Annotated in this window: 24 protein-coding genes; 7 read left to right on the plus strand and 17 right to left on the minus strand. The window is 72.7% G+C overall.

Translation table 11 applies throughout. The features are described from left to right. The 4 genes from ACWGH1_RS04450 to ACWGH1_RS04465 form a co-directional block, all read right to left on the minus strand. The gene (locus ACWGH1_RS04450; RefSeq protein ID WP_453408412.1) at positions 1 to 828 is read right to left on the minus strand and encodes an enoyl-CoA hydratase family protein; all 828 of its coding nucleotides are present in this window, start codon (positions 826 to 828) and stop codon (positions 1 to 3) included. 138 nt (positions 829 to 966) lie between these two features. After that, positions 967 to 1,989 carry an ornithine carbamoyltransferase gene (gene argF / locus ACWGH1_RS04455; RefSeq protein ID WP_453353906.1) on the minus strand — a complete coding sequence of 341 codons (1,023 nt, stop codon included), beginning with the start codon at positions 1,987 to 1,989 and terminating at the stop codon, positions 967 to 969. Positions 1,990 to 2,084: 95 nt separating this feature from the next. Next, positions 2,085 to 3,311, minus strand: a complete 1,227-nt coding sequence (locus ACWGH1_RS04460; RefSeq protein WP_453353905.1) for an arginine deiminase — start codon at positions 3,309 to 3,311, stop codon at positions 2,085 to 2,087. Between the two features lie 66 nt (positions 3,312 to 3,377). Next, complete coding sequence (locus ACWGH1_RS04465; RefSeq protein WP_453353904.1) at positions 3,378 to 3,875, minus strand: hypothetical protein; 498 nt, start codon at positions 3,873 to 3,875, stop codon at positions 3,378 to 3,380. A gap of 241 nt (positions 3,876 to 4,116) precedes the next feature. On the opposite strand from ACWGH1_RS04465, the gene ACWGH1_RS04470 reads away from it, so the two are divergent. After that, positions 4,117 to 4,926: a serine/threonine protein kinase gene (locus ACWGH1_RS04470; protein WP_453353903.1), complete on the plus strand. Its 810-nt coding sequence runs from the start codon at positions 4,117 to 4,119 to the stop codon at positions 4,924 to 4,926. Positions 4,927 to 4,938: 12 nt separating this feature from the next. On the opposite strand, the gene mmuM is transcribed toward ACWGH1_RS04470, so the two are convergent. Both mmuM and ACWGH1_RS04480 read right to left on the minus strand, forming a co-directional pair. Next, positions 4,939 to 5,817, minus strand: a complete 879-nt coding sequence (gene mmuM / locus ACWGH1_RS04475) for a homocysteine S-methyltransferase (RefSeq protein WP_453353902.1) — start codon at positions 5,815 to 5,817, stop codon at positions 4,939 to 4,941. Positions 5,818 to 5,832: 15 nt separating this feature from the next. Beyond that, a complete protein-coding gene (locus ACWGH1_RS04480; protein WP_453353901.1) occupies positions 5,833 to 6,756 on the minus strand; it encodes an LLM class F420-dependent oxidoreductase in 924 nt (307 codons plus the stop codon). 203 nt (positions 6,757 to 6,959) lie between these two features. On the opposite strand from ACWGH1_RS04480, the gene ACWGH1_RS04485 reads away from it, so the two are divergent. After that, the gene (locus ACWGH1_RS04485; RefSeq protein ID WP_453353900.1) at positions 6,960 to 7,256 is read left to right on the plus strand and encodes a hypothetical protein; all 297 of its coding nucleotides are present in this window, start codon (positions 6,960 to 6,962) and stop codon (positions 7,254 to 7,256) included. A 47-nt stretch (positions 7,257 to 7,303) separates the two neighbouring features. On the opposite strand, the gene ACWGH1_RS04490 is transcribed toward ACWGH1_RS04485, so the two are convergent. The 4 genes from ACWGH1_RS04490 to ACWGH1_RS04505 all read right to left on the minus strand — a co-directional run bounded on the left by ACWGH1_RS04490 (position 7,304) and on the right by ACWGH1_RS04505 (position 10,009). Continuing rightward, entirely contained in the window at positions 7,304 to 7,789 is a 486-nt protein-coding gene (locus tag ACWGH1_RS04490; protein WP_453353899.1) for a DUF6099 family protein, read from the minus strand. Between the two features lie 123 nt (positions 7,790 to 7,912). After that, the gene (locus ACWGH1_RS04495; RefSeq protein ID WP_453353898.1) at positions 7,913 to 8,326 is read right to left on the minus strand and encodes a nucleotide pyrophosphohydrolase; all 414 of its coding nucleotides are present in this window, start codon (positions 8,324 to 8,326) and stop codon (positions 7,913 to 7,915) included. Beyond that, positions 8,323 to 9,543: an ATP-binding protein gene (locus ACWGH1_RS04500; RefSeq protein WP_453353897.1), complete on the minus strand. Its 1,221-nt coding sequence runs from the start codon at positions 9,541 to 9,543 to the stop codon at positions 8,323 to 8,325. The genes ACWGH1_RS04495 and ACWGH1_RS04500 overlap by 4 nt, the downstream gene beginning before the upstream one ends. 67 nt (positions 9,544 to 9,610) lie before the next feature. Continuing rightward, on the minus strand, positions 9,611 to 10,009 hold the full coding sequence (locus ACWGH1_RS04505; protein ID WP_136212627.1) for a cell division protein SepF: 399 nt from the start codon (positions 10,007 to 10,009) through the stop codon (positions 9,611 to 9,613). A gap of 222 nt (positions 10,010 to 10,231) precedes the next feature. On the opposite strand from ACWGH1_RS04505, the gene ACWGH1_RS04510 reads away from it, so the two are divergent. Continuing rightward, positions 10,232 to 11,152, plus strand: a complete 921-nt coding sequence (locus tag ACWGH1_RS04510; RefSeq protein WP_453353896.1) for an NADP-dependent oxidoreductase — start codon at positions 10,232 to 10,234, stop codon at positions 11,150 to 11,152. A gap of 69 nt (positions 11,153 to 11,221) precedes the next feature. Here ACWGH1_RS04510 and ACWGH1_RS04515 read toward each other — a convergent pair whose 3' ends face one another. The 6 genes from ACWGH1_RS04515 to ACWGH1_RS04540 all read right to left on the minus strand — a co-directional run bounded on the left by ACWGH1_RS04515 (position 11,222) and on the right by ACWGH1_RS04540 (position 17,024). Further along, positions 11,222 to 12,553, minus strand: a complete 1,332-nt coding sequence (locus tag ACWGH1_RS04515) for an LLM class flavin-dependent oxidoreductase (protein ID WP_453408413.1) — start codon at positions 12,551 to 12,553, stop codon at positions 11,222 to 11,224. A gap of 95 nt (positions 12,554 to 12,648) precedes the next feature. Then, entirely contained in the window at positions 12,649 to 13,542 is an 894-nt protein-coding gene (locus ACWGH1_RS04520; protein WP_453354630.1) for an ABC transporter permease, read from the minus strand. Continuing rightward, positions 13,539 to 14,369 carry an ABC transporter ATP-binding protein gene (locus ACWGH1_RS04525; protein ID WP_453354629.1) on the minus strand — a complete coding sequence of 277 codons (831 nt, stop codon included), beginning with the start codon at positions 14,367 to 14,369 and terminating at the stop codon, positions 13,539 to 13,541. Before ACWGH1_RS04525 ends, ACWGH1_RS04520 begins: the two co-directional genes overlap by 4 nt. Positions 14,370 to 14,377: 8 nt before the next feature. After that, a complete protein-coding gene (locus ACWGH1_RS04530; protein WP_453354628.1) occupies positions 14,378 to 15,418 on the minus strand; it encodes an ABC transporter substrate-binding protein in 1,041 nt (346 codons plus the stop codon). Between the two features lie 49 nt (positions 15,419 to 15,467). After that, complete coding sequence (gene ssuE, locus ACWGH1_RS04535) at positions 15,468 to 16,025, minus strand: NADPH-dependent FMN reductase (RefSeq protein ID WP_453354627.1); 558 nt, start codon at positions 16,023 to 16,025, stop codon at positions 15,468 to 15,470. A 63-nt stretch (positions 16,026 to 16,088) separates the two neighbouring features. Beyond that, the gene (locus ACWGH1_RS04540) at positions 16,089 to 17,024 is read right to left on the minus strand and encodes a TauD/TfdA dioxygenase family protein (protein WP_453354626.1); all 936 of its coding nucleotides are present in this window, start codon (positions 17,022 to 17,024) and stop codon (positions 16,089 to 16,091) included. Positions 17,025 to 17,886: 862 nt separating this feature from the next. Here ACWGH1_RS04540 and ACWGH1_RS04545 point away from each other — a divergent pair. Genes ACWGH1_RS04545 through meaB form a run of 3 tightly spaced genes read left to right on the plus strand, consistent with a single transcriptional unit; the run spans position 17,887 to position 22,938 of the window. Further along, positions 17,887 to 19,746: a methylmalonyl-CoA mutase family protein gene (locus ACWGH1_RS04545; RefSeq protein ID WP_453408414.1), complete on the plus strand. Its 1,860-nt coding sequence runs from the start codon at positions 17,887 to 17,889 to the stop codon at positions 19,744 to 19,746. Continuing rightward, positions 19,743 to 21,935 carry a methylmalonyl-CoA mutase gene (gene scpA, locus ACWGH1_RS04550; RefSeq protein ID WP_453408415.1) on the plus strand — a complete coding sequence of 731 codons (2,193 nt, stop codon included), beginning with the start codon at positions 19,743 to 19,745 and terminating at the stop codon, positions 21,933 to 21,935. Before ACWGH1_RS04545 ends, scpA begins: the two co-directional genes overlap by 4 nt. A gap of 16 nt (positions 21,936 to 21,951) precedes the next feature. Next, entirely contained in the window at positions 21,952 to 22,938 is a 987-nt protein-coding gene (meaB, locus tag ACWGH1_RS04555) for a methylmalonyl Co-A mutase-associated GTPase MeaB (RefSeq protein ID WP_453408416.1), read from the plus strand. 105 nt (positions 22,939 to 23,043) lie between these two features. Here the strand turns inward: meaB and ACWGH1_RS04560 are convergent, their stop codons facing one another. Then, on the minus strand, positions 23,044 to 24,045 hold the full coding sequence (locus ACWGH1_RS04560; RefSeq protein WP_453408417.1) for an asparaginase: 1,002 nt from the start codon (positions 24,043 to 24,045) through the stop codon (positions 23,044 to 23,046). A gap of 130 nt (positions 24,046 to 24,175) precedes the next feature. Between ACWGH1_RS04560 and ACWGH1_RS04565 the strand changes: the two genes are divergently transcribed. Next, entirely contained in the window at positions 24,176 to 24,625 is a 450-nt protein-coding gene (locus ACWGH1_RS04565; protein ID WP_453357042.1) for an Lrp/AsnC family transcriptional regulator, read from the plus strand. Positions 24,626 to 24,629 lie beyond the last annotated feature (4 nt).

The following is a 24,629-nucleotide window of genomic DNA, read 5'->3' on the forward strand; positions in this document are numbered from 1 at the left end:
CTACCTCCCCTTCCACTCCGGCGGCCGCTTCCCGGTGAAGGCGGCGTGGAACTCGGCGTAGTCCTCGCCGTGCATCAGCAGCGCCTGCGTGCTGGCGTCGAGCTCGACCGACGCGGCCAGCGGCATGTCCAGCTCGGCGGTGAGCAGCGCCTTGGTCTGCGCGTAGGCGAGGGCGGGTCCGGCGGCCAGGTGCGCGGCCAGCTCGGCGGCCCTGGCATGGGCCTTGCCCTCCTCGGTGACCTCGCTGAGCAGACCGATCCGCTCGGCCTCGGGCGCGCGTACGGGCTCTCCGAGCATCAGCAGCCGGGTGGCGTGCCCGAGGCCGACGACCCGGGGCAGCAGGTAGGCGGCGCCCATGTCGCCGCCGGAGAGGCCGACCCGGGTGAAGAGGAAGGCGAAGCGGGCGGTGGGGTCGGCGATGCGGAAGTCGGCGGCGAGCGCGAGGACGGCCCCGGCTCCGGCGGCCACTCCGTGGACGGCGGCGACGACGGGGAAGGGACATTCGCGGACGGCGCGGACCACCTGGCCGGTCATCCGGTTGAAGTCGAGGAGCTGGGCGGTGTCCATGGCCAGGGTGGCGCCGATGATCTCGTCCACGTCTCCGCCGGAGCAGAAGCCGCGTCCCTCGCCGCCCAGCACGAGGGCGCGCACCGAGCGTTCGCGGGAGAGTTCGGCGAGCAGATCGCGCAGGTCGGCGTAGGCGCCGAAGGTGAGCGCGTTCAGCTTCTCGGGCCGGTCGAGGGTGACGGTGGCCACGCCGTCCTGCCGGGTCACCCGGAGGTGGCGCCACCGTTCGGTCGCTGGGGTGGAACCGATGAAGGGGCTCACGGCTCCGACGGTATCACCGACTCGTGACTCCCGTCACAGAAACGCGATGCCGACGCGCCGCAAGACGCCGTGCCGGGCGCGGTCATGAGAACGGGGCCGGTCCTGCCGGACCGGCCCCGGGGGTGGATCCGCGTATGACTATGCGGGCAGCTGCGCGCCGGGCGCCGCGAGGGTCGCCACGAGGACGGCCTTGATGGTGTGCAGCCGGTTCTCGGCCTCGTCGAAGACGACGGAGTGCGGTGATTCGAAGACCTCGTCCGTCACTTCGAGGGACTCCAGGCCGTGCCGGGCGTGGATGTCGCGGGCCACCTGCGTGCCGAGGTCGTGGAAGGCGGGCAGGCAGTGCATGAACTTCACGTCCGGGTTGCCGGTCGCGCGCAGCACGTCCATGGTCACCGCGTACGGCGACAGCAGCCGGATCCGCTCGTCCCAGACCTCCTTGGGCTCGCCCATGGAGACCCAGATGTCGGTGATGACGAAGTCGGCCTGGGCGACGCCCTCGGCGATCTCCTCGGTCAGTGTGATCCGGGCGCCGCTGTGCTCGGCGAGGGCGCGGGCAGCCGAGACCACGGACTCGGCCGGCCAGTAGGCCTCGGGCGCGACGATCCGGACGTCCATGCCCAGCAGGGCGCCGGTCACCAGATAGGAGTTGCCCATGTTGAAGCGGGCGTCGCCGAGGTAGGCGAAGGCGATCCGCTCCAGCGGCCGGGCGCAGTGCTCGGTCATGGTGAGCACGTCGGCCAGCATCTGGGTGGGGTGCCAGTCGTCGGTGAGGCCGTTGAAGACGGGTACGCCCGCGCACGCGGCCAGTTCCTCGACGGCCGCCTGGCTGTCGCCGCGGTACTCGATCCCGTCGAACATCCGGCCGAGGACGCGGGCGGTGTCGCGGACCGACTCCTTGTGGCCCATCTGGGAGCCGGAGGGGTCGAGGTAGGTGGTGCGGGCGCCCTGGTCGGCGGCGGCGACCTCGAAGGCGCAGCGGGTGCGCGTGGAGGTCTTCTCGAAGATCAGCGCGATGTTCCGGCCCCGGAGGTACTGCTGCTCGGTGCCGGCCTTCTTGGCGGCCTTGAGGGCGGCGGCGAGCTCGATCAGACCGCGGAACTCGTCGGCGGTGAAGTCGAGCTCCTTGAGGAAACTGCGGCCGACGAGGTCGGTGGCCATGGGGACGCTCCAGGGTGACGCTAACAGGGGATGTTGGAAGTCTATACGACCAACCGTATTGATATACAGACCCCCCACGGCCCTCCCGCCCGGGGTCAGACGGCGTCCCGCTCCACCGGGCAGCTCATGCACCGCGGGCCGCCCCGGCCCCGCCCCAGTTCGCTGCCGGGGATCTCGATCACCTCGATGCCCTCCTTGCGCAGATGGGTGTTGGTCGTGACGTTGCGCTCGTAGGCGACGACCACACCCGGCTCCACCGCCAGCACGTTGCACCCGTCGTCCCACTGCTCGCGCTCCGCCGAGTGCACGTCCTGGGTGGCGGTGAGCACCCTGATGCCGCCGAGCCCGAGGGCCGAGGCGATGGCCCGGTGCATGTGCTCCGGCGGGTGGTCGGTCACCTTCAGCTCGCTCGCGCCGGCGCCGGGCTCGATCGTGTAGGAGCGCAGCATGCCCAGGCCCGCGTACTGGGTGAACGTATCTGCGTCCACCATCGTCATCACCGTGTCCAGGTGCATGAAGGCCCGCCGCTTGGGCATGTCCAGCGCCACGATGCTCGTCGCGGACCCGGCGGCGAACAGCCCGCGCGCCAGCATCTCCACCGCCTGCGGGGTGGTCCGCTCGCTCATCCCGATCAGCACGGCGCCGTTGCCGATGACCAGCAGGTCACCGCCTTCGATGGTGGACGGGTAGTCGGCCAGCCCCTGCGACCAGTAGTGGAAGGCGCCGGAGGAGGTGAACACCGGGTGGTGCTTGTAGATCGCCTCGAAGTGGACGGTCTCGCGCTGTCGGGCGGGCCAGCGCATGGCGTTGATGGAGACGCCGTCGTAGATCCAGGCGGAGGTGTCCCGGGTGAACAGGTGGTTGGGCAGCGGCTGGAGGAGGAAGTCGTCCAGCTCCAGCGCGTGGAAGCGGACGGAGACCGGCTCGGCGTGCCGCTCCAGGAACTCGCGCTTGGTCATGCCGCCGACCAGCGCCTCCGCCAGCCGGTCGGAGGTCAGGCCGTCGAAGATCTGGCGCAGGTGGTCGGTGGCGAGGGGCCCGTACTCCTTCTCGTGGAAGACCCGGTCCAGGACGAGGTGTCTCGCCTCCGGGATCTCCAGGGCCTCGCGCAGCAGGTCGCCGAAGAGGTGGACCTCGACGCCCCGGTCGCGCAGTACGTCGGCGAAGCCGTCGTGCTCCTGGCGGGCGCGGCGCACCCACAGCACGTCGTCGAAGAGGAGGGCGTCCTTGTTGCTTGGAGTGAGCCGCTTCAGCTCCAGGTCGGGCCGGTGGAGGATGACGCGGCGCAGCCGCCCGGTCTCGGAGTCGACATGGAATCCCATGCCGTACACGTTCCCAGACCGGACGGCGTTTGACCCGGGGTCGGCCGGGCCCTGTCCGCGGAGCGCTCAGCGCAGGCCGAGAAGCGCCGTCGGGGTGCCGACGAGTTCCGGGGCGAGCAGCCCCAGCTTGGGGGTGACGACGTTGGGGATCCCGAAGTTGCTGCCGTCCGGCATCGACAGCGGGGCACCGACGATCGCGCCGGGGGTGCGGGTGAGCAGCGTGGTCTCCTTGGCGTCCAGCGAACCCTCGCCGTCCGTCTCGGGGCTGCCCGCCAGGTTCGGCACCGGGGAGGTGACGAGGGTGCGACCGAGGTCCGTGCTGATCGGGACGACCGGCAGGAGCGGGGTCGGGAGCAGGTCGCCGGTGTGGAAGCGCGGCGCCTCCGGTGCGCCGACCATCGGTACCGGCACCCCGGTGGCCACGCGCGGGGTGTCCACGCCCAGCGTGGTCTTCACGGCGTCCAGCGGGACACCCACCGGAACCGAGTCGGCCACGGCCGGGGTGGCCGCGCCGGCCGCGGCCATACAGGTCATGAGCGCCGCAATGCTTCCGCGCGCGGTCATCTTCATAGGTGACGTTCCGTCCTTCCAGGGTCGCGGACATTCCGCTGCCCTGGATGAACGATCCCGCCGGTGGTTTTCCCGGAGTTCTCGGCGAAAGTTCCCCCATACGACCTAATTACCGGCCGTACGGGGGCGGCGCCTTTACGCTCCGGGTCACGGGCGGGGACCCGGGTGCATCCGTCCGCCGCGGTTGCGAGCAGGAGCGCCGCGTCGCGACCGAAGGGTTGACATCATGCGCGCAATGACGACCATCCCGTTTCGGCATGTCACCCACGTCGCTGATCTCGCAGCCGCCCCGGACCGGTTGGGCACCGTGTTCAGACGGTTCGACGAGCAGGGTTCCGGCTGCGTCTCCTACGGTCTGCTGGCTTCGGGGAAGCGTTGGTTCGTGAAGACCGCCACGACTGCGGAGGGGATCGCGTCCCTGCGCCGCGCGTTGTCGCTTCACGGCCAGGTGTCCCACGCGTCTCTCGTCCCCCTCGCGTACTCCTTCGCCACGGACGACGGCCTCGTACTCGTCCATCCATGGATGAGCGGCGAGGTGCTCTACCACCCCACCCGCTCACGGCGCGGGGGCCGGGCCGTTCCGGGCAGTCCCATGGCGCGGTTCAGGGCTCAGCCGCTCCCTCGTGTCCACGCCGCGCTGGAGTCCGTCCTCTCCGCCCACCGGGCGGTGGACGACGCCGGGTTCATCGCGGTCGACTTCTACGACGGATGCATGCTGTACGACTTCGACCTGCATCGGATGGTGTTGTGCGACCTGGACGAGTACCGGCCCGGCCCGTTCGTCCTGGAGGCGGACCGGCTGCCCGGGTCGACGCGCTACATGGCTCCGGAGCAGTTCGCGCGCGGATCGCTGATCGACTCCCGGACGACCGTGTTCGGCCTGGGCCGGGCGCTCCGTCTCCTCTTGGACGCGGGCGACGAGGAGAAGCAGTGGCGTGGGACGCCGGAACAACTGGCAGTGGTCCGACGAGCGACCGCCACCCTGCCGGAGCGCCGGTATCCATCCGTCCGCTCACTCATCGACGCATGGCGGGCAGCCACCTGAAGCACGACACCCTCAGGACAGGCGGGCCCCGAGGGCCGTGATGTCAGGGGGGCCGATGCGGCAGCAGCCGCCGAGGAGGCGGGCGCCGGTGGCGCGCCAGGCGGTTACCGGCCAGGGGAGCCGGGCCGGCGGGGGGTGCCAGCGGCCGGTGGCCGCGTCCCAGACCGAGCCGTCGTTCGGGTAGGCCAGCAGCGGCTTGCCGGTGACGGAGGCGGCCGCTTCGAGGGCGGGCCCCACGTCCTGGGGGTCGCAGCAGTTGACGCCGAGCGCGATGACCTCCGGGGTCCGCGCCGCCAGGGCGAAGGCCTCCGCGAGGGGCTGGCCGGCCCGGGTGCGGCCGCCGGCCACCGTGTAGCTCAGCCAGGTGGGCACGCCCGTCCCGGCGAGCACGCCGAGCAGGGCCTCGGCCTCGGTGGTGTCCGGGATCGTCTCCACGGCCAGCACGTCGGGTCCCGCCTCGACCAGCGCCTCGATCCGGGGCCGGTGGAAGGCGGCCAGCTCGGCGACGCCGAGCCCGTACCGGCCCCGGTACTCGGAGCCGTCCGCGCGCACCGCCCCGTACGGGCCGACCGAGGCTGCCACCCAGACCTCGTGGCCGGCCGCCCGGGCGGCGCGGTCGGCGAGGGCGACGCTGCGCCTCAGCAGTGCGCCGGCCTGCGGTGCCCGGTACCCGATCTGGTAGCTCGCGGTGATGAGCACCTCGGCGCCGGCCCGCACGTACGCGGTGTGGGCCGCCTCCACCTGGTCCGGGCGCTCGGCGAGCACCCGGCCCGTCCAGAGGCCGCCGGACAGGTCACAGCCCTGGGCGGCGAGCTGGTTGCTCAGACCGCCGTCCAGGAGCACGGCCCTGCGGGCGAGTACCTCGGCGAGCGGGCCGGCCGCACGGGGCACGGGTCGTCGCCTCCCTCAGCCGAGCTGGGACAGCACCTGGGAGGAGATCAGCTCCAGGTGGTCGAGGTCGTGGAGGTCGAGCAGCTGGAGGTAGACGCGGGAGGAGCCGATGGCGCCGTACGCGCCGATCTTCTCCACGACCTCGGCCGGGGACCCGGCCAGGCCGTTGGCCTTGAGTTCCTCCACGTCACGGCCGATGGCGGCGGCCCGGCGGGCCACCTCGGCGTCGTCCTTGCCGACGCAGACCACCAGGGCGTTGGAGTAGACCAAGTCCTCGGGCTTGCGGCCGGCTTCCCGGGCGGCCTCCCGGACCCGGCCGAACTGCCGCTCGCTGTCCGCGATCGAGGCGAACGGCATGTTGAACTCGTCCGCGTACCGGGCGGCGAGGCGGGGGGTGCGCTTCGCGCCGTGGCCGCCGATGAGCACGGGCACCTTCGACTGCGCGGGCTTGGGCAGCGCCGGGGAGTTCTCCACCTGGTAGTGGACGCCCCGGTAGTCGAAGGCGGCGCCGGGCTCGGTGGCCCACAGGCCGGTGACGATGGCGAGTTGCTCCTCCAGCCGGGCCATCCGGTCCGCCGGGAAGGGGATGCCGTACGCCTTGTGCTCCTCCTCGAACCAGCCCGCCCCGAGGCCGAGCTCGACGCGCCCGCCGGACATCTGGTCGACCTGTGCGACCTGGATGGCGAGCACTCCGGGCAGCCGGAAGGTGCCCGCGGTCATCAGCGTGCCCAGCCGGATCCGCTTGGTCTCGCGGGCCAGTCCGGCGAGGGTGATCCAGGCGTCGGTGGGGCCGGGCAGGCCGTCGGCGGAGCCCATGCTCAGGTAGTGGTCGGAGCGGAAGAACGCGTCGAACCCGAGTTCCTCGGTGGCGCGGGCGACCTGAAGGAGGGTCTCGTAGCTCGCGCCCTGCTGCGGCTCGGTGAAAATGCGAAGATCCATGCTCCCTATCCTGCCCCGCCGGCCCCTGCCGGGTGAATCCGCGTCAACCGGACGGCCCCCGGCGCGCCGCGCCAGTGACCGGCCCGACCGGTGATCGTTGGCTCGGACGGAGCCGGACCGCCCGGCCCGCGCGCCGGCGGCCCCGTCCGGCGCGTCCACCGCCCCTTCCCCCCCGTGGAAGGGCCAGGGCCGAGGAGGCCGCCATGTCCCACGAGGCCGTGCCGGAGACCCGCCGACAGAACCCGCAGGCCGGACCGGCCGCACCCGAGCAGGTCCCCGCCCAGGACGGCGGCGCGCCGAAGGGACTGCTCCAGCAGATGGAAGAACTGATGGCGGCGCTGAACGCGGACCTGTCCCAGCTCGACGCCGACCTCCAGTCCTCCACGGAGCGCACGCCGTCCAGCACCGCGCCGGCCCCGGGTGACATGACGGCCCCCGGCAGCACGACGCGGACCAGCCCGGCTCCGGGCAGCGACAACCCGTCGCCCCGGTCCGCCTGACCGGTACGCGCCGGCCCGGTGCGGAGCGTACGGCGCCGCCCGGCGTGTCAGGACACGCCCGAGGCGGAGCCGCGCTCGCGCACGCTGATGCGGCGAAGGAGGGCCCGGACCCGGTCGCTCGACTCATCAGCCGCGTCGATCGACTCTATGCACTGCCAGTACAACGTCTCGTCGTCCGTGCCGCAGGCCACTCCGACGAGCGCTATGCCGACCTCCCCGAGCAACGCCTGGAGGCCGAGCAGCGCCTGCCGGACGTCCCCCACTTCGGTCAGCTGCGCGGCTCGCGGCGGATAGTCCGGCATGCCGGCCTCACCGCGCACGGCCGCTCTGTCGAGCAGGCCGCAGCCTCTGCCTCCCGCCTCCCCCAGTACCCGTGCCTCCGCTCTCAGCTCCGGCGGCCCGGTGACCGCCAGCCAGCTCCCTATCCCCTGCGTCAGCGCCTGTGCCTGCCAGGCCTCGCCCACGATGTCCCACGCAGCCCCGCTCTGTGCCAGCGCGTGCCGGCCGGCCGCGATGAGCCGTACCGCATCCATATGCCGTCCCCCGTCCGCACGACATGCCGCCGTTCCCTCACTACCCAGAGTGAGGGCAACGAGCCAGTAAAGCCAGGGGTATTCGGAAATCTGTGGACACAAAGATGGTTGTGGATGAGGCCATCACTCCGAAGAGTGACGATTCGGGCTCGAACCACCCTTGGGAGGGAAGCGGAGCTCGTTCCGCTCGATCTTCGCGGCCAGCGCCTCCAGCACATCCACCCCGAGGACCTCACAGAACTGCAGCAGGTACGCCAGTACGTCGGCGACCTCATCGGTCACCCGATGCGCACTTTCGGGCCGCTCCATGACCTCGGCCGACTGTTCCGGCGTCAGCCACTGGAAGATCTCGACGAGTTCGGAAGCCTCCACGCTCAGGGCCACGGCCAGGTTCTTCGGTGTGTGGTACTCGGCCCAGTCGCGGGCGGCCGCGAAGTCGGCCAGCCGGCGCTGGAGCCGGTAGAGCCGTTCGTCCGGTTGCCCGCCACCGGTGTCGTCGGCGTCTCTCGTGCCGTGCGTGTCGTGCGTGTCGCTCATGGACCCAGGTCTACCACCGAGACGCCCGGGAGGGCGCGGGCGGTTCCCGCCGTCTCCTCGCCGATCGCCGCGACCAGCCGGATGTGGCCGCGCGCGCACGACAGGAGGGCGAGGCGCAGCAGTTCGGTGCGCTGGCGCCGGTCCAGGCCGAGGTCGAAGCCGTCGGCCAGCACGGTGAGCGCCTGCCGCGCGGAGAGCAGTTCGGCGGCGGGGTCCACGGCCAGTACGCCCGGGCCCGTCAGCAGCACGAGGGCCAGGGCGAGGAAGCGGAGCTCACCCGCCCCGAGGCGGCCGAGCGCCGTCGCGGGCCCGGTGGCGCCGCGGTCCAGCAGCGCCGTGACGGAGCCGTCCGGGCGCGGCCGTACGTCCAGGGCGGCCACCGGTCCCGCGCAGCCGGTACGGGCGGCTTGGGTGAGCAGCGCGTGGCGGGTGCCGCATTCGTGGCGGGTCCGGCGCAGTACGTCGGCCAGGTTCGCACAGTCGCCCCGCAGCCGCCCGGCTCCCGGCCGGACGGGCGCCCGCATCCGGTCCGGGCGGGGGTCGCAGGGGAACACCGAGCGCAGCGCCACCACCACCTGCTCGGCGGCGGCCAGCACCCGCCGCTGCCCGGCCGTGGCCCCGGCCACGCGCAGCGGGAGCAGGGCGGTGCCGAGCCGGTCGTCCGGGAGCGGGGCGCGGGTCATGCCGGTGGCTCCGCCGGTCAGCCAGGCCGCCTGGACGGAGCGCCGGCCGGGGTCGCGCAGTGCGGTGGTGAGCAGGACCTGCCCGTTGTGGGTGAGCCGTTCACCGACGAGGCGCAGGGCGGGCTCTGCCTGGACGGCGAGGTCGAGCCGGACCGGGCCGAGGGGTCCGTCGACGGTGCAGCCGAGCCGGAAGCCGCGCCGGCGTTCCGCGTCGGGCACGGCGCACTCGGGCACCCGGGCACGGGGGTCGGGGAACGCCTCGGCCAGGGTGTCGCCCGAGGCGAGCCGGGACAGTGCCTCGTAGCCGGCCAGGGCCTGGGACTTGCCGCTGCCGCTGGGCCCGGCGAACAGCGTGACCGGCTCCAGCGGGAACACGGCCGAACGGTGCGCGCCGAAAGCCGCGAGGCGTAACTCGGTGACGGCGGGCCGCTGGTGGCGGCCCGCTCGCAGCGCGCCCCCGGCGTCCGGAGGGGTGCCCGCGCCGGGTTCCGCGTACGTCCCGCTGTCGAGCCCGGTGTCCAAGGTGGCGTCCATGCGCCGGACAGTACGGGCCGCCGCGGCCGGCCCGGCCCCGGCGAACCGTTCCGCCGCCGGGACCTTCCTACGATCGGGGGACGGCCGCGGCCGCGATGCCCTCGACCTCGGTGCCGACCGGCGCCAGCAGGAACACGTTGCGGTCCACCCGGTGCATGCCGCTGCCCAGTCCGAAGACCACACCGCTGCTGAAGTCCAGGATCCGCTTCGCCACTTCGGTGTCCGCCCCCGTCAGGTCCAGCAGCACCGGGATCTGCGCGATGAGGTACTCCGCCACCTCACGGGCGTCCGCGAAGATCTGGACCCGGATCACCACGAAGCGCCGCTGCTGTTCGGCCGCCGAAGTCCCGGGCCGCGCGGGGATCGTGCGGTGGTCCACCCGCGAAGGCCACTCGTTGCGACTGCGCAGGGGGACCACCTGCGCGAGTCCCTCCCACTGTTCGTCCGTGACGTCGTACCTGCTCACCGGACCGCCTCGGCCGTGCGCTTCATGTGCATCCCGCCATCCTCTCGCGTTTCACCCGTTCAGCCCAACACCGACACGGGACACGTGGGGCCGGCCGGCCCCCGGACCGCCCGCCGGGCCCGCAGCACTACCGGAACGCCGGGATCCAGCCGAAAACAGACCGAAAACAGACCGAAGTGGGGCTGCCGGAAATAGACTCCGTCCGGCGCCGTTGGAACGTCCATGAAGGCAATCACATACAACGCGTACGGAAGTCCCGCAGCACTCTCGCTCGTTGACGTACCGCACCCCAGGGTCGGCCCCGGCGAGGTCCTCGTCCGGGTCAGGGCGGCCGGCGTCAACCCGGTGGACTGGAAGCTCGCCGCCGGCTTCCTCGACTCGACGCTCGAAGTGCGCTTCCCCGTCGTACCCGGCTGGGACGTCGCGGGCGTGGTCGAGGCCGTCGGCGACGACACCTTCGACTACGCCGTCGGCGACGAGGTGTACGGCTACGTCCGCAAGGAGTGGGTGGAGCTGGGGACTTACGCGGAGCTGGTCTCCGCCCCGGTCCGGACCATCTCCCACAAGCCGCGCAGCCTCGGCTTCGAGGAGGCGGCGGGCATCCCGCTGGCCGGCCTCAGCGCCTACCAGTCGCTGACCCGGGTCGGGGTGACGGCGGGCGAGACCGTCGTCATCCACTCCGCGGCGGGCGGCACCGGCTCCTTGGGCGTGCAGATCGCGGTGGCGCTCGGCCTGCGCGTCATCGGCACGGCCGGTGCGCACAACCACGATTACCTGCGCTCGCTCGGCGCCGAGCCAGTGCTCTACGGCGAGGGGGTGGCCGGCCGGATCCGCGAACTGGCGCCCGAGGGCGTCGACGCGGGCCTGGACTTCTTCGGCGACGGCATCGAGCTCCTCCAGTCGCTGGTCAAGAAGCGCGACCGGGTGGTATCCCTGGTCGACCCGGACGGCGCGGCCAAGGGCGCGCACCGCCCGTGGACCCGGCCCGACAGCGCCGACTTGGCCTTCCTGGCCGGCCTGGCCGACGCCGGGAAGCTGAAGGTGAACGTGGCGCACGCCCTGCCGCTCGAAGAGGCGGCCAGGGCGTGGGAGCTGAGCGCCACCGGCCGGATCCGGGGCAAGATCGTCCTCACCGTCCGATGACGGACGGCCCCGCACGCCGCCGGAGCGGAGCGCTCCGGCGGCGTGCGGGGCCGTGGCCGGCGGGGCGGCTCAGGCGGGTTCCTTGACGTAGCGGTTCACCGGGCGGCCCAGGCCGTAGTTCTCGCGCAGCGTGCGGCCCGTGTACTCGGTGCGGAACAGGCCGCGGCGCTGGAGGACCGGCACCACGTGGTCGACGAAGTCGGTCAGGCCGGTGGGCAGCACGGGCGCCATGATGTTGAAGCCGTCGGCGGCGCCCCGTGTGAACCACTCCTCCAGCTGGTCGGCGATCTGCTCCGGGGTGCCGGCGAAGACCCGGTGGCCGCGCCCGGCGCCGAGGCGGGCGATCAGCTGGCGCAGGGTGAGGCCGTCGCGCCGGGCGAGTTCCGCGACGAGGGTGAAACGGCTCTTGTTGCCGTTGATGTCGCGTTCCTCGGGGAGTTCGGGCAGCGGACCGTCGAGGGGGAGGCCGGTGAGGTCGGTCCCGAGCATGCCGGAGAGCTGCGCGAGTCCGTACTCGGGCACCTGGAGGTCGGTGAGCTGCTGCTCCAGGGCCTTGGCCTCGGCCTCGGTGGAACCGATGACGGGCGCGATGCCGGGCAGGACCAGCAGGTCGCTCTCGGCGCGGCCGTACTTCGCGAGGCGGTACTTGAGGTCCTTGTAGAAGGTCTGGCCGTCCGCGAGGGTCTGCTGGGCGGTGAAGACCGCCTCGGCGTACTGGGCGGCGAACTCCTTGCCGTCCTCGGAGGAGCCGGCCTGCACCAGGAGCGGGTGGCCCTGCGGGGAACGCGGCACGTTGAGCGGCCCGGCCACGCCGAAGTGCTCGCCGCGGTGCGCGGCGGGGTGCAGCTTGTCGGTGTCGGCGTAGATCCCGCGCTCCTTGTCGAGGACGATCGCGTCGTCCTCCCAGCTGTCCCAGAGCTTGGTGGCGACGTCGAGGAACTCGCGGGCGCGCTCGTAGCGCAGGTGGTGCTCCAGGTGCTCGTCCCGGTTGAAGTTGCGGGCTTCGTCCACGGTGCCGGAGGTGACGATGTTCCAGCCGGCCCGGCCGTTGCTGATGTGGTCGAGGGAGGCGAACTTGCGGGCGGTGTGGAAGGGCTCGTTGAAGGTGGTCGAGACGGTGGCGATCAACCCGATGTGCTCGGTGACGGCGGCGATGGCGGAGAGCAGGGTCAGCGGCTCGAAGCCGCCGAGGGCGTTGTAGCGGGCCTTGCCCCAGAGCGCGAGGCCGTCGGCGAAGAAGATCGAGTCGAGCCGGCCGCGTTCGGCGGTACGGGCCAGTTCCTGGAAGTACCGCAGGTCGGTGACGCGCTCGGGGCTGCTGTCGGGATGGCGCCAGGCGGCGTCGTGGTGCCCCGCGTTCATCAGGAAGGCGTTGAGGTGGAGGGTCCGCGGTGCGGTCATGGTCTGTTCCTCGGGGTGGGTAAGCGGGCGGGTGCGCGGGTCGGGCGGGGACGCCGCGGGCCGGGCCGGGACGCCGCGGGCCGGGACGCCGGACGTCAGGCGGGGACGCGCCAGAGGCTGAGGCGGCGTTCGACGGTGACCAGGAGCTGGTTGAAGGCCACACCGATCGCGGAGATCGTCACGATGCCCGCGTACATCTGAGGGATGGCGAAGTTGAACTGCGAGGCGTTGATCAGATAGCCCAGCCCCGCCTTGGCACCGATCATCTCGGCGGCGACGAGGACCAGGATCGACACCGCGCCCGCCAGCCGGATGCCGGTGAAGATGGCGGGCACCGAGGCGGGCAGGATCACCTTCTGGAAGAGCCGCGGGGTGGACAGGTCCATCGAGCGGGCCAGTTTCACCAGCGTCGGGTCCGCGTTGCCCACCGCGCTGATGGTGTTCAGCAGGATCGGCCAGACGCAGGCGTAGACGACGATCGAGACCTTGGACGTCTCGCCGATGCCCAGCAGCAGGACGAAGACCGGCAGCAGCGCGAGGGCCGCCGTGTTGCGGAAGACCTCCAGCAGCGGCCCGAGCAGGACGGCGACCGGCCGGTACCAACCGATCAGCAGGCCCAGCGGGACCGCGATGGCGACGGCGATGGCGAAACCGCCGAACGAACGGACGAGGCTGGCCTGGGTGTGTTCGGCGAGCTGTCCGTCGCCGAACAGCTCCCACCAGGCGCGGGCCACTTCGCTGACCGGGGGCAGGAACGTCGCGTCGACCAGGCCCAGCCGCGGCGCCGCCTCCCAGACCGCCAGCAGGGCGATGATCGCCGCCGAGCGCAGCAGCGCCGAGCCCAGCCGGCGCAGCGCCGACGCGCCGACGGCTGCCGCGGGGCCCGTCCGGCGGGCGGGGGCCCGCGGGACGGGACTTCGTACCGCCTCGACCGTCGCGGTGGCGGCGAGCGGCGCGGCGAGGGGCGCGGTGTCGGTTCCGGTGCTCATACGGTGGCCTCCTCCTTCTCCAGTTGCTGGGCGCGGGCCACTTCGTCGTGGAGCAGCGTCCAGATCTCGTGTCGGTAGCGGGCGAACTCCGGGCTGGAGCGCAGGTCCTCCCCCGTCGCCCCGGCGCTGCGGGCGCCGAACGACACCGGGACGACGGCCTTGACGCGGCCGGGGCGGGAGGTGATGACGGCAACCCGCTGGCCCAGGTACACGGCCTCTTCGATGCCGTGGGTGATGAACACGACCGTCTTTCCGGTGCGCTGCCAGATGCGCCGCAGCTCGTCCTGGAGGGACTCGCGGGTCTGGGCGTCGAGGGCGGCGAACGGCTCGTCCATCAGCAGCACGTCCGGGTCGTAGGCGAGCGAGCGGGCGATCGCGACGCGCTGGCGCATGCCGCCGGACAGCTCGTGCGGGTGCCGGTCGCCGAACCCGGTCAGGCCGACGAGGTCCAGGAACTCCCGGGCCCGTTCCTTTCGTTCACCCCGTGGGACGCCCCGCGCCTCCAGGCCGAACTCGATGTTGCCGAGGGCGGTCCGCCAGGGCAGCAGCGCGTACTGCTGGAAGACGATGCCCCGGTCGAGGCCGGGGCCGGTGACGGGCTCGCCGTCGAGCAGGATCCGGCCGGAGGTGGGCCGGGTGAGGCCTCCCAGGAGGTCCAGGAGGGTGGACTTGCCGCAGCCGCTGGGGCCGACGACCACGAGGAACTCGCCCGCCTCGATCTCCAGGTCGATGCCGTCGAGGGCGGTGAACTCCCCCTCGCTCCTGCCGTCCTTCTTGTGCTTGGTCGGGAAGGTCTTCGTCACGGAGTCGAACACGATCTTCGCCATGGCGGCCGTCAGCCCTTCCCCAGCGCATTGAACTCGTTGGTGTAGAGATCGCCCGGCTTCAATTGGCCCTTCTTGATCTCGCCCCGGCCGCCGAGCCAGTCCAGCCAGAGCTGGAACTCCTTGTCGGCGATACGGCCGCCGGTCTCGGCGACCCCGTACGAGCGCCAGTACTGGAGCGTCGAGGTGTCCTCGTTCCGGCCGCGCTTCTTGATGATCTCCGTCATCCGGGTGATGACCTCCTCGCGCGGGGTGGTGCGGGACCACTCGATGGCCTTGGCGACCCCGGTGGTGAAGGTCCGGACGGTGTCGGGGTTCTCCTTGATGAAGCGCCGCGTCATCACGTACGAGCCGGCGCTGAATGCACCGAGCAGCTCGAAGTCCTTGAACAGCGGGCGTATCCCGCCGGTCGCCAGGGCCTTGTCGCGCAGGACGCCGCTGAGCACACCGACCTCGATCTGCTTCTGTCTGAGGGCCTGTTCCGTGTTGACGGGCGGCACGACGAGCGATTCGACCTTGTCCCCGTCCGTCTTGGAGAGGCCGTTGCGTTCCAGGTAGATGTCGAGGAGGGCCTGGGCGTGGGCGCCCAGGGTGTTCATGCCGACCTTCTTGCCGATCAGGTCGCGGGCGGAGCGGATCGGGCTGTCCTCCAGGACGTAGTAGCCGAGGTACGTGTCCTTGTCGGAGCCGTAGTAGGAGACGACGGCCTGGATCTGGGCCTTGCTGGCGGCCAGCTTGACGATCGCGCCGTTGAAGGCTCCGCCGAAGTGGGTCTGGCCGGTGGCGGCGGACTGGATGTCCTGGGGGCCGCTGATGGTGTTGCCGACCCATTCGAGGCTGAGTCCGCCGAGGTAGCCGAGGTCGGCGGCCAGCTCGGGGAGGGTGACCGCGCCGACGGCGCCCTGGTACTTCAGGGTGGTGACCTGCTTGCCCTGGCCGCCGGAGCCGCCGGTGGCGGTGGCCGTGCCGCAGCTCACCGCGGCCGCCGAGATGCCGAGCAGGGTGAGGAACTGGCGCCGGGAGGTGGGAGTCGAGGTGAAGGCTGCGGGCATGGCTGGTCCTTGTCGCGGGGCTGTGAAGGGTCGCGGGATCTGTGGAGGGTTACGGGGCGGGGGTGAGGGCGGCCGGGTCGGCGGCGCGCAGGGCGTCGGCGAACTCGTCGACCGCCTGGAAGAGGTCCAGCTCGGCCTCCGGGCGCAGCCGGTCGGGGCCGGCCCCGCGTTCGACGGCGGCGTCCAGGACGAACCGGCCGGCGGTGACGTGGCGGGCGCCGAGCGCGGCGAGGACCGGGCGCAGGGCGTAGTCGATGGTCAGGACGTGGGCGAGGCTGCCGCCGGTGGCGAGCGGCAGGACGGTCTTGCCCGCGAGGCCGTCCTGCGGGAGCAGGTCGAGGAAGGCCTTGAGCAGGCCGGTGTACGAGGCCTTGTAGACCGGCGTCGCGATGACCAGGCCGTCCGCTTCGGCCACGGCTTCGAGGGCGCGGCGGATCTCCGGCTCGCCGCGGCGGGCGGAGAGCAGGTCGGCGGCGGGCAGCTCGCGCAGGGCGAGGTGCGCGGTCTCGAAGCCGGCGTGGGTGAGGCGGCGCAGGACGTGGTCGGCGACGACGGCGGTACGGGAGTGGACGGAGGGGCTGCCGGTGAGGGCGAGCAGTCTGGGCACGGGGAGCTCCTGGTACGACGGGGCGGGGAAGGGACGGTCGGCGGAGACCGGGGCGGAGGTCGGTCAGGCCGTGGCCGTGGAGGCGCCGGAGGCGATTCCGAAGGCGGGGTCGGGCACGTTCTCCGGGCTGATCAGGCGGGACGGGACCCCGTCCGGGCCGACCGGGACGTCGCCGTCGACGGTGACGCGGCGCAGGGTGCGCTCGTGGTCGTCGGAGTCGTCGACGCCGTAGTGCTGGGTGGCCCGGTTGTCCCAGATCGCCACGTCACCGGTCTGCCACCGGTGCCGGACGGTGTTCTCGGGGCTCTCGACGTGCGCCTGGAAGAGGTCGAGCAGGAGGCGGGAGTCGTGGCCGGTGAGGCCGCTGATCCGCTGGACGAAGTTGCCGAGGAGCAGGGTGCGTTCGCCGGTCTCGGGGTGGACGCGGACGACCGGGTGCTCGGTGAGGAACTTGGTGGAGGTGAACACCTCGCGGTACTGGGCCAGTGCCTCGGGGAGGGCGTCGGGGCGCAGGGCCGCGTAGTCGTACTCGTTGGAGTGGACGGCGCGCAGGCCGTCGGCGAGGGCGCGGAGCGGCTCGGGGAGGTGGGCGTAGGCGGTGGCGGTGTTGGCCCAGAGGGTGTCGCCACCGTACGGGGGGATGGTGACGGCGCGCAGGATGGAGAAGGCCGGGTACGCGGGCACGAAGGTGACGTCGGTGTGCCACTGGTTGGCGCGGGCGCCGTGGTGGGAGTCGATGCCGAGGGCGTAACGGCCGTCCGCGGAGGGGACGGTGGGGTGCGCGACGGGGCTGCCGAGCAGTCGGGCGAAGGCTTCGTGGCCGGCCTCGTCGAGGTGGTCCTGACCGTGGAAGAAGACGACCTTGTGGGCGAGGAGGGCGGCGCGGATCTCGGCGACGGTGGTGGCGTCGAGGTCGCCGCCGAGGCGGACGCCGTCGATGCGGGCGCCGATCCGGCCGCCGATCTTGGTGACGGTGGCGGTGGCGGTGGCGGTGGTCATGGGAGCTCCCTGGAGGTGCGTACGGGTTCGTTTTCCGCAGCGGAAGGGACACCGGCACGGGGAAGGTGCCGGTGCGGGGCAGGGGTGATGAAGGGGCGCGCGGCGGGCATGGCGGGGCGCGGTGGGGGCGCGGCGCTCAGGCCGGGCGGGGGTGCGACGGGGTCGCGGCGGGTTCGCGGCGCTCAGGCGCGGCGGGGGGCCGGACAGCGGCCCTGACACTCGCCCGGCGCGGTACAGGAGCCGGGGGTGTGGAGCCGCGGGGCGAGGTGCTCGTTCGCGGACATGTCCCGGAGCGTGTCAGCGGCCCGGCCGGTGGTCAACCCCCGCGCGGCGGCCTCGGAACGGGCCGCACCGAGGGTGCCCGCGGGAGGCTGACCTGGGCCTTCGTACGCTCCCGGGGGCATGGCGGGATATCCGGAACGGCCGAAAAGGGTGGCCGGATTTCATGCCTCTGCAACGCCCCCGCCACGGTGACCTCCGCGCCCCGTCGACCGGCGGGCCCGCACGCCTGCCCCGCGTGCACGGGTGGGCGGCCCGGTGGTCGCCCTTCCCGGCGCCCGTGCCCCGCGCGCCGACCGGGCCGCCACCCGATCCTGCCCGCCCCCCGCACCGCGTCGCCGCGCCGGGCGGGCCGAAGGCGAACGGCCGGCCGGGGCGGACGCCGGGCCGACCGCCCGTGGCCGGGCGGCACGCCGGGCCCGAGGGGCAGCGGGGCACCGTCGGCCCGGGTGGCCGCCGGGCTCGGCGGACATGGCCGGCGGGGCCGGGACGCGACGCCGGAGGGTAGGGGTCTGACCTGCGAGTGCGAGATCACATCCGGCGGTTATGGTCTCGATTGAGCGGCCCCCCTAGCATTCGAGCCATGACGGTCCTGCCTGACGACGGGCTCTCCCTGGCCGCCGAGTTTCCTGACGCGACACATGAGCAGTGGCAGCGCCTGGTTGAGGGCGTACTGCGCAAGTCGGGCAAGGAAGTCACCGGCGAGGCAGCTGAAGACGCGCTGTCCACGACGCTCGAGGACGGGCTCCGCACCCGCCCGCTGTACACCGCACGCCCCGGCGAGGACGCGACCGGTTTCCCCGGCTTCGCCCCCTTCGTACGCGGCGGCCGGCCCGAAGGCACCTCCGCCTCCGGCTGGGACGTGCGCCAGCGGATCGCCGGGACCGATCCGGCGCGGGTCAACGAGGCCGCGCTGGCCGATCTGGAGAACGGCACCACCTCCCTGTGGCTCACCGTGGGCGAAGGCGGCTTCCCCGTCGCCGGCCTCGGCCGCGCCCTGGAGGGGGTCTACCTCGACCTCGCCCCGGTCACCCTCGACGCCGGCGCCGGATACGCCGAAGCCGCCCGCGCGTTGCTGGCCCTGTACGCCGAGCGCGAGGTGGCCCCCGAGGCCGCCCGCGCCTCCCTCGGTGCGGACCCGCTCGGCCATGAGGCCCGTACGGGCGAACGGCCGGCCCTCGCCGACGCCGCCGCCCTTGCCGCCGAGGCGGCCGGCGCCTGGCCCCACGTACGGGCCCTGACCGTGGACGCCCTGCCCTATCACGAGGCCGGGGGCAGCGCCGCCGAGGAGCTGGGCCTGTCGCTGGCCACCGGCGTGGCGTACCTGCGGGCCCTCATGGAGGCCGGTCTGGGCATCGACGCGGCCCTCGGGCAGCTGGAGTTCCGCTACGCCGCGACCGCCGACCAGTTCCTGACCATTTCCAAGCTGCGCGCCGCGCGCCGCCTGTGGGCCCGCGTCGCCGAGGCCTGCGGGGCCCCGGAGGCGGGCACGCAGCGCCAGCACGCGGTGACCTCGCCGGTGATGATGACCCGGCGCGACCCGTGGGTGAACATGCTGCGCACCACCGTCGCCTGCGTGGCGGCGGGCGTGGGCGGTGCGGACGCCGTCACCGTGCTGCCCTTCGACCACGAACTGGGGCTGCCGGACGCGTTCGCGCGCCGCATCGCCCGCAACACCTCCACCATCCTGCTGGAGGAGTCGTACCTGGCGCGGGTGATCGACCCGGCCGGCGGCTCGTACTACGTCGAGCAGCTCACCGACGAACTCGCCAACGCCGCCTGGGAGTTCTTCCAGACCGTCGAGAAGGCGGGCGGCCAGGCGGCCGCCCTGCGCTCCGGCCTGGTCGCCGAGCGGCTCGCCGCCACCTGGGCGGAGCGGTCCAAGAAGCTGGCCGAGCGCCGCGAACCCATCACCGGCGTCAGCGAGTTCCCGCTGCTGTCGGAGAAGCCGGTCGTCCGGGAACCCGCCCCGGCGGGCCCGACGGGCGGTCTGCCGCGCGTGCGGCGCGATGAGGCGTACGAGGCGCTGCGCGCGCGCAGCGACGCGCACCTGGCGGCGACCGGCGCCCGGCCGCGGATCTTCCTCGCCGCGCTGGGCCCGGCGGCCGCGCACACCGCGCGCGCCACCTTCGCCGCGAACCTGTTCCAGGCGGGCGGCGTCGAGCCGGTCCACGACCCGGTGTCCGTGGACCCGCGGACGGTGGCCGCGGCCTACGCCGCGAGCGGCGCGGACGGCATGGCGGTGCTGTGCTCCAGCGACGCCCTGTACGAGGAGCAGGCCGCGGCGGTGGCCGAGGCGCTGCGCTCGGCCGGCGCGACGACCGTGTTCCTCGCCGGGAAGCCCGGCACCGCCCAGGACGCAGTGGACGAGTACGTCTTCGCCGGCTGTGACGCCGTCGCCGTACTGTCCTCCGTACTCGACCGGATGAAGGTGGCGTCTTGAGCACCGCGATCCCCGATTTCTCCGACCTCCCGCTGAACTCCGTGGCGGCCCCGGCCGGTTCCGAGGAGCAGTGGCGGGCCGCCGTCAAGGAGTCCACCGGGACGGCCGCCGCGGACCTGCTGTGGGAGACCCCGGAGGGCATCGGCGTGCAGCCGCTGTACACCGGGGCCGACCTGGAGGGCCTGGACTTCCTGCGGACGTACCCGGGCGTGGCCCCGTACCTGCGCGGCCCGTACCCGACGATGTACGTCAACCAGCCCTGGACCATCCGCCAGTACGCGGGTTTCTCCACGGCGGAGGAGTCCAACGCCTTCTACCGGCGCAACCTCGCGGCCGGCCAGAAGGGCCTGTCGATCGCCTTCGACCTGCCCACGCACCGCGGCTACGACAGCGACCACCCGCGGGTGACGGGCGACGTCGGCATGGCGGGCGTGGCGATCGACTCCATCTACGACATGCGGCAGCTGTTCGACGGGATCCCGCTGGACAAGATGACGGTGTCGATGACGATGAACGGCGCGGTGCTGCCGGTCCTCGCGCTGTACATCGTGGCGGCGGAGGAGCAGGGGGTCTCCCCCGACAAGCTCGCCGGGACCATCCAGAACGACATCCTCAAAGAGTTCATGGTCCGCAACACGTACATCTATCCGCCGAAGCCCTCGATGCGGATCATCTCGGACATCTTCTCCTTCACCTCGCGGAACATGCCGAGGTACAACTCCATCTCCATCTCCGGCTACCACATCCAGGAGGCCGGGGCCACGGCCGACCTGGAGCTGGCGTACACCCTGGCGGACGGCGTGGAGTACCTGCGCGCCGGGCAGGCGGTGGGGCTGGACGTGGACGCGTTCGCGCCGCGCCTGTCGTTCTTCTGGGCGATCGGCATGAACTTCTTCATGGAGGTCGCGAAGCTGCGCGCCGCGCGTCTGCTGTGGGCGCGGCTGGTCAAGCAGTTCGACCCCAAGAACGACAAGTCCCTCTCGCTGCGCACCCATTCGCAGACCTCCGGCTGGTCGCTGACCGCACAGGACGTCTTCAACAACGTGACGCGCACCTGCGTCGAGGCGATGGCCGCGACCCAGGGCCACACCCAGTCGCTGCACACCAACGCGCTGGACGAGGCCCTCGCCCTGCCGACGGACTTCTCGGCGCGCATCGCGCGCAACACGCAGCTGCTGCTCCAGCAGGAGTCGGGGACCTGCCGGTCGATCGACCCGTGGGGCGGCAGCGCGTACGTGGAGAAGCTGACGTACGACCTGGCGCGCCGGGCGTGGCAGCACATCCAGGAGGTCGAGGCGGCCGGCGGCATGGCGCAGGCCATCGACGCGGGCATCCCGAAGCTGCGCGTGGAGGAGGCCGCGGCGCGTACGCAGGCGCGGATCGACTCGGGGCGGCAGCCGGTGATCGGCGTCAACAAGTACCGGGTGGAGAACGACGAGGCGATCGACGTCCTCAAGGTCGACAACTCCTCGGTGCGCAGCCGGCAGATCGAGAAGCTGCGGCGGCTGCGCGAGGAGCGGGACGAGGAGCGTACGCAGGACACCCTGCGGGCGCTGACGAACGCGGCCGGGCGCGGGGACGGCAACCTCCTCGCGCTGGCGGTGGAAGCGGCGCGCGCCAAGGCGACGGTCGGTGAGATCTCCGACGCACTGGAGAAGGTGTACGGGCGGCACGCGAGCCAGATCCGTACGATCTCCGGTGTGTACCGCACCGAAGCAGGCGAGTCGCCGTCCGTGGAGCGCACGCGTGCGCTCATCGACCGGTTCGAGGAGGCGGAGGGCCGTCGTCCGCGCATCCTGGTGGCGAAGATGGGCCAGGACGGGCACGACCGCGGTCAGAAGGTGATCGCGACGGCCTTCGCCGACCTGGGCTTCGACGTGGACGTCGGCCCGCTGTTCCAGACCCCGGCGGAGGTGGCCCGCCAGGCCGTCGAGGCGGACGTCCACGTGGTGGGCGTGTCCTCGCTGGCGGCCGGTCACCTGACCCTCGTACCGGCGCTGCGCGAGCAGCTGGCGGAGGAGGGCCGCGAGGACATCATGATCGTGGTGGGCGGGGTGATCCCGCCGGCGGACGTCCCGACGTTGCTGGAGATGGGCGCGACGTCGGTCTTCCTGCCGGGCACGGTGATCCCGGACGCGGCGCGCGACCTGGTGACGCGGCTGGCCGCGGATCTCGGTCACGAGCTGTAGGCGCCGGCGCGAGACGATGACTCCGAAGATCGACATCGAGGCGTACGCCAAGGGGGTGCTCGACGGGAAGCGCGCGTTCATCGCGCGCGCCATCACGCTCGTCGAGTCCACCCTGCCCGCCCACCGGCCGCTGGCGCAGGCGCTGTTGACGGAGCTGTTGCCGCACGCGGGGCGGGCCCGGCGGATCGGCATCAGCGGGGTGCCGGGCGTCGGCAAGTCGACGTTCATCGACGCGTTCGGCACGATGCTGACGGGCCTGGGCCACCGGGTGGCGGTGCTGGCCGTCGACCCCTCGTCCACCCGGACGGGCGGCTCGATCCTGGGCGACAAGACCCGGATGGAGCGGCTCGCCGTCGACCCGGCGGCCTTCGTACGGCCCTCGCCGTCGGCGGGGACGCTGGGCGGGGTCGCCAAGGCGACGCGCGAGTCGATGATCGTGATGGAGGCGGCGGGTTACGACGTGGTCCTCGTCGAGACGGTCGGCGTGGGCCAGTCGGAGACGACGGTGGCGGGGATGGTCGACTCGTTCCTGCTGCTGTCGCTGGCCCGTACCGGCGACCAGTTGCAGGGCATCAAGAAGGGCGTCCTGGAACTGGCGGACGTCCTGGCGGTCAACAAGGCGGACGGTCCGCACGAGCGCGACGCGAAGGCGGCGGCGCGCGAACTGTCGGGCGCGCTGCGGCTGATGCACCCGGCGGACGCGGCGTGGACGCCGCCGGTCCTGACGTGCAGCGCCCGCGAGTCGGCGGGCCTGGACGAGGTGTGGAACCGGCTGGAGCAGCACCGGCGGCTGCTGGACGCGGGCGGCCGCCTCGCCGCCAAGCGGGCGGCGCAGCAGGTGGAGTGGACGTGGTCGATGGTCCGCGAGGAACTGCTGGAGCGGCTCCGCGGGAACGCGGCGGTACGGACCCTCGCACCCGACCTCGAAGCGGCGGTCCGGGACGGGTCGATGACCCCCACGCTGGCGGCGGACCGGATCCTGGCGGCCTTCGGCGGGAGCTGACCGGGCGCGGGCGCCAGGCCCTCGGCCCCCCGGCCCCGCCGGTGTTCGAGGCGCGGGGCCGGGGAGCCGGGGCGGGGCGGCGGCGCCGCGCCCGGGCGGCTTCGGTCAGGCCCCGACGAGCACCGGGTCGCCCGAGGACAGGGCGGCGCGGAGCACCTGGGACCGCTCGGCAGGGTCTTCGGTGGCGAGCAGCGCGGACAGCACCGCGATACGGGCCTGGCCGGCCCGCAGGGTGCCGGTGGGCACGGCTCCGGCGGCGACCAGGTCGACCGCGCCGCCGTGCGTGTAGATCTCGGTGACCGGACCGGCTGCCACGCGCGTGGTGAGCGCGACGAGTACGCCGCGGGAGACGGCGGCGGCGACCGCGTCGACGATCTCCGGCGTGGCGTTGCCGGCGCCCGTCCCGATCAGGACGATGCCGCGGGCGCCCGCCTCCACCGCGGCGTTCAGCAGCGTCGCGTCACCGTCGGCGTGGTGCATGACCATGTCCACCCGCGGCGGCAGTTCGGGCATCGCGGGCAGGGCGAGCGGGGCCGGGCGCTGCGGGGTGCGCAGCACGGTGACCTTGCCGAAACCGATCTTGCCGAGGAGCTCCTTCGAGGGGTCCGCGAACGCGTCCAGGGCCACGGCCTGGGTCTTGACCGTGCCGCGGGCGGCGTGCACCCGGCCGGCGAAGGCGATCAGCACGCCGAGTCCGCGCGTGGTGGCGGCGGTCAGCAGCGCGTCGTAGAGGTTGCCGGGGCCGTCGCCGTCGGCGGAGCCCATGGGGAGCTGCGACCCGGTGAACACCACGGTGCGCGGGTCGTGGTGGTGCAGGTCGAGCAGGAAGGCCGACTCTTCCAGGGTGTCGGTGCCGTGCGTGACGACGATGCCGTCCACGTCCGGGTCGGCCAGCACCTCGTGGACCGTGCGCAGCAGGGTGAGCTGGTGGGCGGTGGTCAGCCGGGGGCTGTTCACGCTGAACAGGTCGACGACGTCGACGGTGACGCCCTCGGGCAGCGGCGCGGTGGCGATCACCTCGCTGCCGTCGGCGTCGGCGGCGAACCCGGAACCCTGCCAGCGGCTGGCTATCGTTCCGCCGGTGCTGATGACGACGACGCGTCCCATCCCTGCCCCACCCTTCACTCGTACGACGTCCGCACAGATTTGCTACAACCGGCAATGATAGAGCGATCTACGCGCAATGCGATTGCTGATTCTGGCTGGCCTGCAATACCCAGTAGGGGATGATTGCCCAATGGACGCGATTGACCGAGAAATCTTGCGCGAGCTCCAGCAGGACGGCCGCCTCAGCAACCAGGAGCTGGCCCAGCGCGTGGGCCTGACCCCGTCCCCCTGCATGCGCCGGGTGCGGCAGCTGGAGCAGGACGGGGTGATCCAGGGCTACCGCGCGGTGATCGACCCGGAGGCGGTGGGGCGGGGCTTCGAGGTGCTGGTGTCGGTCGAGGTGCGCCGCGACCGCGCCGCGGTGGAGGCCTTCGAGGCGGCGCTCCAGGACATCCCCGACGTCATCGAGGCCTACCGCCTCTTCGGCAGCCCCGGCTGTCTGCTGCGCATCGCCGTGGCGGACCTGCGGGCGTACGAACGCCTGTGGATCGAGCAGCTCACGGCCCTGTCGGGGGTCACCGAGGTGAACTCGCAGATCATCATGAAGCGGATCAAGGAACCGACCGGGCTGCCGGTGTAGCGGG

It is taken from the genome of Streptomyces sp. NPDC054883 (genome assembly GCF_053610645.1).